15 protein-coding genes are annotated in these 12,584 nt (G+C 37.1%); 10 read left to right on the forward strand and 5 right to left on the reverse strand.

What is annotated here, in order from left to right:
• Nucleotides 1-79: 79 nt before the first annotated feature.
• From A9G12_RS05600 to A9G12_RS05610, 3 genes are all read right to left on the reverse strand, one after another.
• Nucleotides 80-469 carry a nuclear transport factor 2 family protein gene (locus A9G12_RS05600; RefSeq protein WP_065564879.1) on the reverse strand — a complete coding sequence of 130 codons (390 nt, stop codon included), beginning with the start codon at nucleotides 467-469 and terminating at the stop codon, nucleotides 80-82.
• 9 nt (nucleotides 470-478) lie between these two features.
• Nucleotides 479-1,405 carry a TIGR01212 family radical SAM protein gene (locus A9G12_RS05605; RefSeq protein WP_065565011.1) on the reverse strand — a complete coding sequence of 309 codons (927 nt, stop codon included), beginning with the start codon at nucleotides 1,403-1,405 and terminating at the stop codon, nucleotides 479-481.
• Nucleotides 1,406-1,482: 77 nt separating this feature from the next.
• On the reverse strand, nucleotides 1,483-1,890 hold the full coding sequence (locus tag A9G12_RS05610; protein WP_141674110.1) for a hypothetical protein: 408 nt from the start codon (nucleotides 1,888-1,890) through the stop codon (nucleotides 1,483-1,485).
• A gap of 250 nt (nucleotides 1,891-2,140) precedes the next feature.
• On the opposite strand from A9G12_RS05610, the gene A9G12_RS05615 reads away from it, so the two are divergent.
• The 10 genes from A9G12_RS05615 (at nucleotide 2,141) to A9G12_RS05660 (ending at nucleotide 11,557) form a co-directional block, all read left to right on the forward strand.
• Nucleotides 2,141-2,779, forward strand: a complete 639-nt coding sequence (locus A9G12_RS05615) for a nitroreductase family protein (RefSeq protein ID WP_065564881.1) — start codon at nucleotides 2,141-2,143, stop codon at nucleotides 2,777-2,779.
• Nucleotides 2,780-2,790: 11 nt separating this feature from the next.
• Nucleotides 2,791-3,987 (forward strand): FTR1 family iron permease, encoded by a 1,197-nt coding sequence (locus A9G12_RS05620; RefSeq protein ID WP_218056583.1) that lies wholly within the window; start codon nucleotides 2,791-2,793, stop codon nucleotides 3,985-3,987.
• Between the two features lie 132 nt (nucleotides 3,988-4,119).
• A complete protein-coding gene (locus tag A9G12_RS05625; protein ID WP_065564882.1) occupies nucleotides 4,120-4,686 on the forward strand; it encodes an iron transporter in 567 nt (188 codons plus the stop codon).
• Between the two features lie 82 nt (nucleotides 4,687-4,768).
• On the forward strand, nucleotides 4,769-6,019 hold the full coding sequence (locus tag A9G12_RS05630; protein ID WP_065564883.1) for a Fe-S-containing protein: 1,251 nt from the start codon (nucleotides 4,769-4,771) through the stop codon (nucleotides 6,017-6,019).
• Nucleotides 6,020-6,042: 23 nt separating this feature from the next.
• Nucleotides 6,043-7,329 (forward strand): ABC transporter permease, encoded by a 1,287-nt coding sequence (locus A9G12_RS05635; protein ID WP_065564884.1) that lies wholly within the window; start codon nucleotides 6,043-6,045, stop codon nucleotides 7,327-7,329.
• A gap of 14 nt (nucleotides 7,330-7,343) precedes the next feature.
• Nucleotides 7,344-8,489 carry an ABC transporter permease gene (locus tag A9G12_RS05640; protein ID WP_065564885.1) on the forward strand — a complete coding sequence of 382 codons (1,146 nt, stop codon included), beginning with the start codon at nucleotides 7,344-7,346 and terminating at the stop codon, nucleotides 8,487-8,489.
• Nucleotides 8,490-8,499: 10 nt separating this feature from the next.
• Nucleotides 8,500-9,159, forward strand: a complete 660-nt coding sequence (locus tag A9G12_RS05645; RefSeq protein ID WP_065564886.1) for an ABC transporter ATP-binding protein — start codon at nucleotides 8,500-8,502, stop codon at nucleotides 9,157-9,159.
• A 22-nt stretch (nucleotides 9,160-9,181) separates the two neighbouring features.
• Nucleotides 9,182-9,661: a DUF4418 family protein gene (locus A9G12_RS05650; RefSeq protein ID WP_065564887.1), complete on the forward strand. Its 480-nt coding sequence runs from the start codon at nucleotides 9,182-9,184 to the stop codon at nucleotides 9,659-9,661.
• Nucleotides 9,662-9,680: 19 nt separating this feature from the next.
• On the forward strand, nucleotides 9,681-10,892 hold the full coding sequence (locus A9G12_RS05655) for an ABC transporter permease (protein ID WP_065564888.1): 1,212 nt from the start codon (nucleotides 9,681-9,683) through the stop codon (nucleotides 10,890-10,892).
• Nucleotides 10,892-11,557 carry an ABC transporter ATP-binding protein gene (locus A9G12_RS05660; RefSeq protein WP_065564889.1) on the forward strand — a complete coding sequence of 222 codons (666 nt, stop codon included), beginning with the start codon at nucleotides 10,892-10,894 and terminating at the stop codon, nucleotides 11,555-11,557. The genes A9G12_RS05655 and A9G12_RS05660 overlap by 1 nt, the downstream gene beginning before the upstream one ends.
• A gap of 17 nt (nucleotides 11,558-11,574) precedes the next feature.
• Here the strand turns inward: A9G12_RS05660 and A9G12_RS05665 are convergent, their stop codons facing one another.
• A complete protein-coding gene (locus A9G12_RS05665; RefSeq protein ID WP_065564890.1) occupies nucleotides 11,575-12,156 on the reverse strand; it encodes a Maf family protein in 582 nt (193 codons plus the stop codon).
• A complete protein-coding gene (locus A9G12_RS05670) occupies nucleotides 12,153-12,563 on the reverse strand; it encodes a GNAT family N-acetyltransferase (protein WP_065564891.1) in 411 nt (136 codons plus the stop codon). Before A9G12_RS05670 ends, A9G12_RS05665 begins: the two co-directional genes overlap by 4 nt.
• Nucleotides 12,564-12,584: the final 21 nt, after the last annotated feature.

The following is a 12,584-nucleotide window of genomic DNA, read 5'->3' on the forward strand; positions in this document are numbered from 1 at the left end:
GTTTTAATTATTGGTAATTAATAAATTGTCTATAATTATTAAGATAATTGTTTATAACCTTAATTATATTTGGCCATAATCAATGTCTGGCGCCAAGATCTTTGTCTTCACTATTACCCTGTAATTGGCGCGTTAACTCATTGCAAGTGACGATTTTTTGATTAGCGATTTTAAATAAAGCAAAAACCTCAAATTCGCTGACACTATTGTCTGTTTTTGTGACTTTAACAAAATGATGGCTGTGAACCTGATCCCCTGATTGACTTATTGCATCTATGGTGACAGCAAATTGTTTGACCACACTACGTAATAATTGCATATGAGCAACAAACTCATTAAAGCCTAGGGTTTTACCATCTACGGTTTGTTGATAATCAGTTGAAAAATATTTTACGATTAATTCATTAATATCAAGATCCGATGTCAGTAAATCACTTAGTGCGTGTTTAACTATCTGAATATTATCCATTAAATTCTCCTATGCTTTAAAACAATAATTATCGCCGATGGCGCTACCTTGTACACCAAATTGGCGTAAGTTGTGATCGACTGCATTCATGGATTGCCAATGGTTTTCACACCAATCAGGCGCTAATAAGGTCGGTTTTCTGGCATTGGCCGAAATGCGATGATATAAAATATTGGCGGGGGTTTGGCGAATAATATCACCCGCAATATCCACATACTCATCTAATGACAATACATCAAGACGGCCAGCACGCCACGCTTTGGCCATAATGCTACCTTCGACAATATGCAACGGATGCAGTTTTAAACCATCCACACCACAATTTAATACTTGTTCTAATGTAAACAGATTATCTTGCTTGGATTCTTTCGGCAGACCAATAATTAAATGTGTGCAAACTTTAATCCCCAGCTGACGAGCTTTTTGTACCGTTTGCTGATAATCAATAAAGGTGTGTCCGCGGTTAATCGCATGCAATGTTTTATCAAGTGCAGTTTGTAAACCGAGTTCTAGCCACACTTCATACCCTTTTTCTTGATAAGATGCTAATAGATCAAGGGCTTCATTGGGTACACAATCCGGACGCGTGCCAACACATAGTCCGACTATATCGGCACTGTTTAATGCCTCTTCATACATATTTTTAAGGATTTCAACTTCGGCATAGGTACTGGTATAAGCTTGAAAGTAGGCAAGATAACGTTTAGATTTTTTCATTTGCTGGGATTGCGAAGTCAGCTGATCTGCAATCGATTTAACTTGTATGGACTCATCTATAATAGACGCAACATTACAAAATGTGCAACCACCCACACCAATGGTGCCATCACGATTGGGGCAACTAAAACCACCATGTAAGGTCAGTTTATAAATTTTTTCGCCATAACGGCGTTGTAGATCTGCACCAAAAGTATTGACGACTAAATGAAGTTGCATAATAAACCAGTAAAAGAATTTAGGGTATTGTACGCCAGGGTGTTGATTTGCTTCAAGCAACGCATTTTACAGGAAGCCTATTTTTGTAAAATATATTTTTCAGTGGTTGGCGTATGGCTGGTATTTTTAATAATATGTAATAATTTAATCTGGTCACCTTTTTTCGCTTCAGTTAAGTCATAAGCGTTGGCTAAGGTAATTAATAGCTCATATGGTTTATTGTCGGGCAATTGACAACCACTGTCTGCTCGTCCTGCTATTTTTGTGTCAGTAATCCAAATTTTCAATTCAAAATCACTCACTTCATATGCTGAATTAGCCATAATCTCCCCATTATTATCGACACGATTCATTGATTTAATCATGATAACAGGATCCTCTAATAACGTTCCTGTTAATAGACAACTATCCACATAAGATGCAGAAGCAAAGAGTGAAAAAGGAAAAATAATTAACAAAACAGTCAGTCGAATAATATTCATCATGTGAAAATATTGTTTCGGGTAAATTTGGATAGATTATAACCATTAAAAATTAATTATGTCCATCATCTAAAAAAAGTTAACATTGATTTATTAGCTAACAAACTATTTATATTGATTAAATTTCTGAGGAATAGAAATAGCTCTGCTTCCTTATTGCGCAACAAATGATAATTATTATTATTTGATATTGATAATTGCGATCATTAGCAATAAGATAAGCTCATTCTTACAAAAATGTCAGAGGTAAACTATGCTGTGCATTATACGGAAATTAGTTGTTATTTGTTTTGTTTCACTTTTTGCAATTTCTTTTTGTTATGCCGATATTTCGTTACCGACACCGCAAACTAAAGATGGAATGAGTTTATTCGAAAGTTTGAAAAAACGCGCATCCACACCTGGTGGAGGCTTTCCTGTTGGTAAAATTTCTGATGATGAGCTTTCCAATGTACTATGGGCTGCTAGTGGACTAAATCGCGGTAAAACGGGTTGGACTATTCCAATGGCTAACGGCAGGTCACCTTATGTCCGTATTTATGTGGCTGGTGAAAAGGGTGTCTATATTTATGAATGGGAAGGCCATTATTTACGTGAAATCAGCGATAAAGATATTCGTGGTGATATTGCTATGCAGGCGTTTACTAAACGCGCTGCTTATTCATTAATCTTTGTTCCCGATACTAAGGCATTAGCCGATCTTCCTCCAGATCAAGCGAATAATTTTAGCCAAATAGCAGTTGGTGCCATGAGTCAAAATATTTATCTGGTTGCCGCAGCTTCAAAATTAAGTGTTAGGTATATCCATTCAATTAAACCTGAAATAATCGCCCAAGAGCTGAAATTACCTGAAAACAGTCAGCCAATTGGCTTAATTTTACTAGGTAAGTGAGAGGTAAAGTTGTGAAACGATTTTTAACTATAGCATTTTTGTTAATTGCCAGTTTAATGGCATTTACCTCATCTAGCTATGCAGAGACAAAAAAATACGACAGCTGGAATTCAGTAATTGATGAAATGGATGCGATCTTAAATGAATCCTATGATATCTACTTCATGAAAGACAGTGATAAAGCAAAAGAAAAAGTTAATTATGCTTATTTTGGTTTTTATGAAAAACATGGTGTTGAACGGGCAGTAATGTCCTATATTTCGGGTAAACGTGGTACAGATACCGAATACCAATTTGCCAAAATAAAACGCCTAATGACTCAAGGCGCACCAAATAAAGTAGTTCGTGCTGAAATCGATACTATTTTAAAAATGCTGCATGAAGATGCTAACGAATTAGATGGTAAAAAGGAAAGTGGTTGGAGTGTGTTATTAGCTTCATTCATCATTATTTTCCGGGAAGGTTTAGAAGCTATTTTAGTTATTGCGGCAATTTCGGCATACTTAGTGCGTTCAGGCAATATGCCAATGGTAAAAATGGTTTATTTGAGTTCCTTAGTGGCAATATTTGCTAGTGTTTTAATGGCGATTGCACTACATACTCTTTTCGATATCAGTGGCGCTAATCAAGAAATGTTGGAAGGTGGGGCAATGTTGCTTGCCACTGTGGTACTGTTTTTTGTTAGTAACTGGATGTTTTCCAAAGCCGAGGCTGAGGCATGGAAAAACTATGTCGAAGGCAAAGTGCAAAGCGCAGTGTCATCAGGAAGTAGTTTTGCTTTAGGTTTTGCTGCCTTTTTAGCCGTGTTCCGTGAAGGTGCTGAAACCATCTTATTCTATCAAGCAATGCTGGCTGAGGCTAAAGAGCATATGGATATGGTGTGGTATGGCTTAGGTATAGGCTGTGTGGTATTGGCGATAATTTTTATTCTGATCCGTTTTGGTACTATGAAATTACCAATTAAACCATTCTTTATTGGTACCAGTGCATTAATGTATATTATGGCGATTGCCTTTGCTGGTGGTGGTGTTAAAGAGTTACAAGAAGCAGATATTATTCCGGTTACCCCAGTTGATTTTGTACATTCAGTTGATATTTTAGGTATTTACCCAACAGTTGAAACTTTAATTCCGCAATTGTTTATGGTGCTAATTGTGGTAATTTCGGTGGTGTATTTAAAAGTAAAACATGGTAAAAAAAGTAGTTAAAAAATAGTTTAAATTTAGTTAAGATGTTGCCTGATTTTTTACAGTTAACATCTAAAAACTAATTTACTAGTAAAAAAGTAGTAATTATAAAAAAGTCTTAAATAGTTAACTAAAAAAGTAAAGGAGTTTTCAATGAAAAAATTAGTATTAACAGCAGGGATTTCATCAATATTAGCATTATCTTCATTTGCTTATGCTGCTCCTGCTCCGGCACCTGGGGAAGAAAAAGGTTTTGAAGAATTCCCGATTGGTGATGAAGTAACTGTAGGTCCATTACACATTGGTGCGGTTTACTTCCAACCTGTTGATATGGAACCAGCTGGCATGGGCGGTTTACCTGCATCAAAATCAGATATGCATATTGAAGCAGATATTTCAGCTGCTGACGGCAATAATTTAGGTTATGGTGTTGGTGAGTTCGTACCTTATTTAACAGTTAAATATCATATTCTAAAAGAAGGTAGTAAGAAAGCCATCGAAGGTAACTTCATGCCAATGAATGCATCTGATGGTCCTCACTATGGTAACAATATTAAGCTTGATGGTGCCGGTAAATATAAAGTTACCTTTACCATTGAAAACCCAGAAAAACAAGGCTATTTATTGCATGTTGATAAAGAAACAGGCGTAGAAGGTCGTTTCTGGACTAAACCAATTACTGTTTCTTGGGACTTTAATTATGTTCCACGTGCTTGGTAATCATAAGATTTAAAATCTTAAATTATAAATATTGGCGAGGATTAACTCGCCAATAATATATTGCAACAACTGGTCAATCATTATGCTTCAATATCTTATCAAAATTACTGACAATACTTTTATACCTATTATTATTGTTGCATTATTAGGTGCAGTAATTAGCAAGTTAAGTGCATCGAATAACAAAAAAATAGCACTAACGGGTTTGATATTAGGCTTTATAGCAGCACTAGTTTATGCAATTTTAAAACGCAATACTGGTTTTGCGGTGCGTGAATTTTATGACCTTGGAGTGATCATCCCTTGGACAATTATTGCCATTCCTTTATTAATTAGCATTTGGATGCTAAAAACTTTTCCTAATACCTTTTGGAAGGCAGTGTTTATTTTATTGGCTACCGTCAGTTTTGGCTTGGTAGTTGCTCAGTGTTTACCGAATTTAATGCTGTATCCATTCGAATTTGCGGTGGGTATGGACTCAATTTTTAATAATGACTTCCTGTTTAAATGGGTGGGTTATTTATTTGCATTAGTGGTCATCTTATTGATCGGTCTGTTTATTTATTGGATCTGTGCGCGCTTATCCGATAAGTTTGTTTGTTGTATCGCTACACTTTCATTGGCTATTTTCACTATTGAAAATGCCATTAATATTCTGCAGATTTTAATTGTCAGGCGATTTATTTCACCACAAGCGTGGATGATGGATTTAGTTATTTTTGTGCTTGGGCATGTTAACTTCTTCATCTTTATTTTTATGGTGATTGTGCTGTTTTTGGCAATAGTCTTATATATTAAATCGAAAACTACCTCATTAGTCGGTAGTAATCCTGCCCAAATCCGTAAAATGAAAGCACAATTACGTAGTGATAGAAGGGCATCATTAATGGTTTTAGCTGGTGTGGCAATTACTGCTTATACGGTAACGCGCGCACGCTATATATTTGAAAAAGGAGTGGAGCTTACTCCTGCAGAACCGATTACGCCCAATGCTGATGGCTTAATTGTGATCCCGTTAGAGAAGATTAATGATGGTAATTTACACCGTTATGGCTTTGAAGCATCAGATGGCACAGTAGTTCGGTTTATTATTATTAAAAAGAGCGAAAATGCTTATGGTGTTGGTCTTGATGCTTGCGATATCTGTGGTGCTACAGGTTATTATCAACGGGGTAATCAAGTAGTTTGTATTTTGTGTGATGTCGTGATGAATATTGCCACTATCGGCTTTCCTGGTGGTTGCAATCCGGTACCGCTTAAATTTGAAATTATTGACGGCAATATGGTGATCAGGCCTGCTCATCTTGAAGCTGAAAAAAATCGTTTCAAATAATCATGTAATCAAAGTGAGATATTATGTTTCGTAGAATGTTACTAAGCGTGTTAATACGGCAAAAAAAGAAGCTATTTTTAATTGCTGTTACGGTCGCGTTAGGGGTGTCATTAGCTACAGCCATGTTAAATGTCATGTTTGATGTAGGTGACAAGGTTAATCAAGAGTTAAAAGCCTACGGGGCGAATTTAAACATTGTGCCCAAAGGTACTGCTTTGGTAAATGAAATGTATCAGCTGGATAATAATGACAAACAACAAGCGATGCAGTTTATTAAAGAAGATGATCTGGTCAAAATTAAGATGATATTCTGGGCATACAATATTGTGGATTTTGCGCCTTATCTTACTACTCAAGCCACTTTTAATGACAAACCAATTACGGTAGTAGGTACTTGGTTTAATAAACATTTAAACATTCCAACTGGTGATGAAGTGGATACCGGTATGTTGGCGATGAAGTCATGGTGGACCATTGAGGGCAATACCATGACCGATGACAATTTACAAGGTGTAATGGTCGGTGAGACAGTTGCTAAACAGTGGCATTTACAGTTGGGCGACAGTATTACCTTAACTTCACCACAAACTCATAGTCCTATCACCTTAAAGGTAAATAATATTTTTCATAGTGGTGGCGCTGAAGACTTACAATTATTTGTTGCTTTGCCAGTAGCACAGCAATTAGCAGATAAACCAGGGTTGGTGGAAAGGGTTGAAGTCAGTGCCTTAACCACGCCTGAAAATGACTTAGCGCGTAAAGCGGCTCAAGATCCAAATAGTTTATCCAGAACCGAGTGGGACACATGGTATTGTACTGCTTACATTAGTTCGATTGCTTATCAGTTAGAAGAACTTATGCCAGATGTACATGTAAAAGCGATTATGCAAGTGGCTGAATCAGAGGGTTCTATCTTACAAAAAACGCAATTGTTAATGTTGTTATTAACTATTCTTTCGCTAATCTGTTCGGCGTTGGCCATTTCGAATTTAGTTACCGCTAATGTTATTGAACGTAGTACCGAAATTGGTTTATTAAAAGCGTTAGGGGCAACCAATACCTCCGTCGCATTATTAATATTAACTGAAATATTAGTGATCGCCTTTGTGGGAGGAATTTTTGGTTATTTCCTTGGTTTGGGTTTTGCTCAGATTATTGGGCATACAGTATTTGGTTCATTTATCCAACCCAAAATGGTAATTATTCCATTGGTAATTATTATGGTAGTTACAATTACGCTGTTAGGAAGTTTGCCAGCACTACGGATGATGATGTTTTTACGCCCTACTGAAGTGTTGCATGGTCGCTAACAGGGAAGGCAAATATGATCATAAATAAAAATCAACGATTTATTATTAAAACGGTACTTAGTTCACTGATCCGCCGGCGTTCGCGTATCGCTGTAGCCTTACTTGGTGTAGCCATTGGTGCCACAGTATTACTTGGTATGGTTACGCTTTGTTATGATATTCCGCGGCAAATGGGGCAGGAATTCCGTTCTTACGGCGCCAATCTGTTATTTATGCCAACTAATAATCAACCAACTATGGATATGGCAGAAGTACAAAAGGCGGTTAGTCTATTACCGCGCGATAAAGTGTTAGGGGTTACACCATTTCGTTATGATACTATTCGTAGTAATCAGCACCCATACACCATTGTGGGTACCGATTTTAATCAGGTAATTAAAACCAGTCCATTCTGGCAAATTGATGGTTCACTGCCACAAAATCCTCATGAAATTATGATCGGTACTGATATTGCTAGTTTTGCGATGTTAAATATTGGTAGTAAAGTGACCATTTCAGGTAAATCTAAACAAGATTCACGCTTTGAAGAAGAGATGACCATCACTGGGATTGTCAAAACCGGTCGTGCAGAAGATAACTTTATTTTTATTAACCTGCATGATTTAGAACAATTACTGGAAGAAAAGGATCAAGCCGAAGTAGTGGAAGTGAGTATTACAGCCTCAGAAGCAGAATTAAAACAATATATTGACACAATCAGTAACCAATTGACCACTATTGAACCGCATTTGATTAAATGGGTTACCCAATCTGAAACATCGGTATTAGGCAAGCTATCATCACTGCTCTATTTAGTTACTTTGGTGGTACTAGTGTTAACAATGATTTGTGTCGCTACTACCATGATGACGGTAGTTATGGAACGTCGTAAAGAAATTGGTCTTAAAAAAGCTATCGGCGCAAATAATAAAAGTATTGCTAAAGAGTTTTTAGCTGAAGGATTAGTGTTAGGCATTATTGGTGGGACTGTTGGTGCTTTTTGTGGAATAGTATTTGCGCAAGTGATTAGTACCAATGTTTTTGGCCGTTCAATTAGTATTGAATTTTATTTAATCCCAATTACGATTGTTGTTTCAGCTATAGTAACAGTTATTGCTTGTTTAATTCCAGTCAAACGGGCGGTTGAAGTAGAACCAGCGTTAGTCTTGCGCGGTGAATAGGATATGACAAATGAATATACTTGAAGTAAAAAATGTCTCTAAAATTTATGGTTCTCTGCATGCACTTTCTGAAGTGAATTTAACTGTTGAAGAAGGTAAATGGTTGTCCATTATGGGACCATCGGGAAGTGGTAAAAGTACCTTAATGAATATCATTGGTTGTATGGATAAACCATCATTAGGATCGGTCATCCTTGATGGGCAAGATATCACCCAACTTTCTTTATCAGAACTAACAGAAATCCGTCGCGATAAAATTGGCTTAATTTTCCAACAGTTTCATCTGGTTTCTTATTTAACAGCTTTAGAAAACGTAATGGTCGCGCAATACTATCACAGTATGGTGGATGAAAAAGAGGCGATGCAAGCATTGGAGCGAGTTGGTTTAGCTGCGCGAGCCAAACATTTACCGCGCCAGCTTTCTGGTGGTGAACAGCAACGTGTATGTATTGCCAGAGCTCTGATAAATTATCCTAAGTTAATCCTCGCGGATGAGCCAACCGGTAATTTAGATGAAACTAATGAAGAAATGGTCATGAATTTATTGCATCAACTTCATGAAGAAGGTAGTACTATTATTGTGGTGACTCACTCACCAGAAGTTTCTAGGCATGCCCAAAATACCGTCGTCTTAGAACATGGTAAAGTAGCTCAATTTATAACCAATTAACCAATACGAGGGCTTTAAATTTATGAAAAATCGTCTAATTTCATCATTACTTTTTATTATTATCGGGGCGTTACTGATTTTAGTGCCTTTGTATATAGTGCCAGTCTGCCCACCGCCAGAAGTTGCTTCTATGCCGACTGATATGGCCAACAATATGATGAATCATGAAATGGCACATAGTCCCTCTGGTACCATTATGAAATGTTTTTGGACAGCCAGAGCCGAAGTCGGTATTGGTATTGTAGTGATAGCTATTGGGTTATTGATATTATTTTCACGTACGGTGTTTGTACGCATGGGATTAAGCATGGCGCTTGCTTGTATTTCATTTTTTACCACAGCCATTCCAACTATTTTAATTGGTGTTTGCCCGGGAGCTATGATGCTATGTAATATGGGTACTAAACCAGCATTAATTTTGTTATCGGCTTTATTATTGGTGGTGGCAATTATTAATACCCTTTATTTGAACAAAGCCTCTAAAAAACTTAATTTTAGATAGTAGGTAACAAGGTTTAAAAATGCAGGAAAAAACTATCACTATTGCAAACTTAGCTTGGCGAAATGTGCAGCGTCGCCCATTCCGTAGTTGTTGTTTGATTATTATCATCATGCTATTTTCGGCCACCTTATTTGGTGGTAGCGTATTGATGAAGAATTTGAGTTTAGGGATTTCCGGCATGGCAGATCGTTTGGGTGCTGATATTCTTATTGTTCCCCACGGTTATGAAAAAAATCTCGAAGTTGCATTATTGCGTGGAGAGCCAAGTAGTTTTTACCTTAAAGTTGACTTAATTGATAAAATCAAAGATATTCAAGGCATTGATGCTATTTCTCCGCAACTATTTATTGCTTCATTAAATGCTGGCTGTTGCAGTACTAAAGTTCAATTAATTGGCTTTGATCAGCACAGCGATTTTGTGATTAAGCCATGGTTACAATCGCAACTGTCAACGCCACTTACCGATAATGAAGTGGTAGTAGGTGCTAAAATCTCATCGCAAGTGGGTGATGAAATTAAGTTCTTCAACCATTCATTTAAAATTGCCGCTAAAATGGATAGCACCGGAATGGGTTTCGATACCTCTGTTTTTATGACCTTACAAGCGGCAAGAACCTTAATGCAAGAGGCTAAATTGGTTGAAGGTGATGTTGATCACTTCGCCAATTATGTTTCTTCGGTGTTTATTAAAGTAAATACTGACTATCAACCTAAAGATATTGTTAATCAAATAATGCCTAAATATGCTATGGACTATAATATAGACTTTGTTATGACTAAAGGCATGATAAGCAATATCTCTAAATGGTTAAATAGTTTTTCAACCATTGTCTATAGCTTGTCGGCCATTTTTTGGGTGTTGGCCATTATTGTGATCTTTATTATTTTCTCTTCCATGCTTAATGAACGCAAACGCGAAATTAGCTTACTACGCATACTTGGTGCCTCACGACTTACTTTAGTTAAAATGTTATTGCGTGAATCACTGATTATTAGCGCCTTAGGTGGTATAGCTGGGATCTTAATTGCGGCAATCTTGCTGTATGCCTTTAGTTTGCTAATTTGCCAATCAATTGGCTTACCGTGCGTCAATATTTCATTATTTGATGCTATATTTTATGCGGTTGTGGTCTTTGTACTTACTCTAGTTATTGGCCCACTTTCAAGTATCTATTCGGCGCTATCGATGACCAAATTTGATACTTATAGCACACTTAGAGAAGGTGAATAATGTTACTGGACATAAAAAATTTACGCAAAGACTATACTCGAGGTCAACAAACTTTTGCTGCGGTCAATAATGTTAGTTTTACCCTGGCAAGTGATGATTTTGTTTGCATAATGGGTAAGTCAGGCAGTGGTAAAACCACCTTACTTAATATGATTGCCGGATTGCTTACACCAACCCAAGGTAAAATTATTATTAATGATACCAACTTGTTTGAACTTAATGATCAACAAGTTTCGGCATTTCGTAATCAACATATTGGTTATATTCCACAAGGCAGCAGTTTATTACCTAACTTAAATGCTATTGATAATATTCGCTTACCCTTTTATTTGACTAAACGTGAACCGCAAACTTGCTTGAGTTATGCCCAAAGTTTATTAGAAAAAGCCAACATAAGTTATTTGCAAGAGGCTTTCCCAGCTAATATGTCAGGTGGTGAAATGCGCCGTGTTGCCATTTTACGGGCGCTCATTTGTAAACCGCAACTTATTATTGCTGATGAACCAACTAGCGATCTCGATGATGAAAGTTCAGCAGAAATTATGCAACTGTTAACCGAGATCAACCAGCAAGGCACTGCCTTACTGATTGTAACGCATGACAACGATGTTGCTAGTTATAGCCAAAAAGTGCTGAAAATGTCAGCAGGCAAACTGTTAACTTAAGCAGAACGTGCCACTATCTACATCAGTAGAGGATTACAGCCCATTTGTATCATGATTTTATTCAGTTTTAGCAATGGCAAACCCACCAGTGAGTTAATGTCATCGCCTTCTAGTTTGTCAAATAAAGTAATACCTAACTCATCACATTTAAAACTACCGGCACACTGTAAGGGCTGTTCTTTCGCGATGTAAGCATCAATTTCAGCATCGGTTAGCTGCCGAAAGGTTACTTTAAAGGGTTCACACAGAGTAACGGATTGTGTTGTATTGGTATTAATTACCGTCATGCCAGTATAGAAATAAAAAGCCTTACCACTACTGTTTTGTAACTGTTTGCGAGCATTGGCAACAGTATGCGGTTTACCTACGATTTTATCGTCCAACACGCCCACTTGATCTGAGCCAATAATCAAACTATTTGGGTAACATTCAACTAATGATTGTGCTTTTATTTTAGATAGACGTAGCACCAATTGTTCGGCACTTTCACCAGATAAAGGGGTTTCATCACAAACGGGAGCAACGCATTCGAATGGAATGGCTAATTTGTGCAGTATTTTTTTACGTGATAGTGATGTTGAAGCTAAAATAATTTTCATTGTAATAACTCATTTAAAGTCCAAGCAGAAGGATGTGCTTGAAAACCAAGAAGTGGGTAATAATCGACCGCTTGCGGTGCAGCTAATAAGGTTATTTTACAATTGCTTGCGGTGTGTTTTTGAATCTCTCTAATTAACTGTTTACCAATACCTTGATGTTGGTAACGCTCATCCACCGCCAAATCAGCTAAATAAGTGATATACACAAAGTCAGTCAAACAACGGGCAATGCCAATAAGTTGCTGATCATCCCAAGCGGTAATCATTAAGTTAGCATTATCTAACATAGCTTGAAAACGTTTGCTGTCAGTAATCGGACGGCGTGCGCCTAAACTACAGTTGCTATACAAACTGATGGCTTGGCTTAAACTAGGTTTATGATCACTACGATAAACGATTTTTTGCATCTTTTGGCTCCATGCTAACTT

It is taken from the genome of Gilliamella sp. wkB112 (assembly GCF_001690685.1).
Classification (GTDB): Bacteria; Pseudomonadota; Gammaproteobacteria; order Enterobacterales; family Orbaceae; genus Gilliamella; species Gilliamella apicola_J.

Bases quoted from the DNA above. Each gene is read 5' to 3' on its own strand.
- A9G12_RS05600 (WP_065564879.1), bottom strand. From the start codon at position 469: ATGGATAATATTCAGATAGTTAAACACGCACTAAGTGATTTACTGACA.
- A9G12_RS05605 (WP_065565011.1), bottom strand. From the start codon at position 1,405: ATGCAACTTCATTTAGTCGTCAATACTTTTGGTGCAGATCTACAACGC.
- A9G12_RS05610 (WP_141674110.1), bottom strand. From the start codon at position 1,890: ATGATGAATATTATTCGACTGACTGTTTTGTTAATTATTTTTCCTTTT.
- A9G12_RS05615 (WP_065564881.1), top strand. From the start codon at position 2,141: ATGCTGTGCATTATACGGAAATTAGTTGTTATTTGTTTTGTTTCACTT.
- A9G12_RS05625 (WP_065564882.1), top strand. From the start codon at position 4,120: ATGAAAAAATTAGTATTAACAGCAGGGATTTCATCAATATTAGCATTA.
- A9G12_RS05630 (WP_065564883.1), top strand. From the start codon at position 4,769: ATGCTTCAATATCTTATCAAAATTACTGACAATACTTTTATACCTATT.
- A9G12_RS05635 (WP_065564884.1), top strand. From the start codon at position 6,043: ATGTTTCGTAGAATGTTACTAAGCGTGTTAATACGGCAAAAAAAGAAG.
- A9G12_RS05640 (WP_065564885.1), top strand. From the start codon at position 7,344: ATGATCATAAATAAAAATCAACGATTTATTATTAAAACGGTACTTAGT.
- A9G12_RS05645 (WP_065564886.1), top strand. From the start codon at position 8,500: ATGAATATACTTGAAGTAAAAAATGTCTCTAAAATTTATGGTTCTCTG.
- A9G12_RS05650 (WP_065564887.1), top strand. From the start codon at position 9,182: ATGAAAAATCGTCTAATTTCATCATTACTTTTTATTATTATCGGGGCG.
- A9G12_RS05655 (WP_065564888.1), top strand. From the start codon at position 9,681: ATGCAGGAAAAAACTATCACTATTGCAAACTTAGCTTGGCGAAATGTG.
- A9G12_RS05660 (WP_065564889.1), top strand. From the start codon at position 10,892: ATGTTACTGGACATAAAAAATTTACGCAAAGACTATACTCGAGGTCAA.
- A9G12_RS05665 (WP_065564890.1), bottom strand. From the start codon at position 12,156: ATGAAAATTATTTTAGCTTCAACATCACTATCACGTAAAAAAATACTG.
- A9G12_RS05670 (WP_065564891.1), bottom strand. From the start codon at position 12,563: ATGCAAAAAATCGTTTATCGTAGTGATCATAAACCTAGTTTAAGCCAA.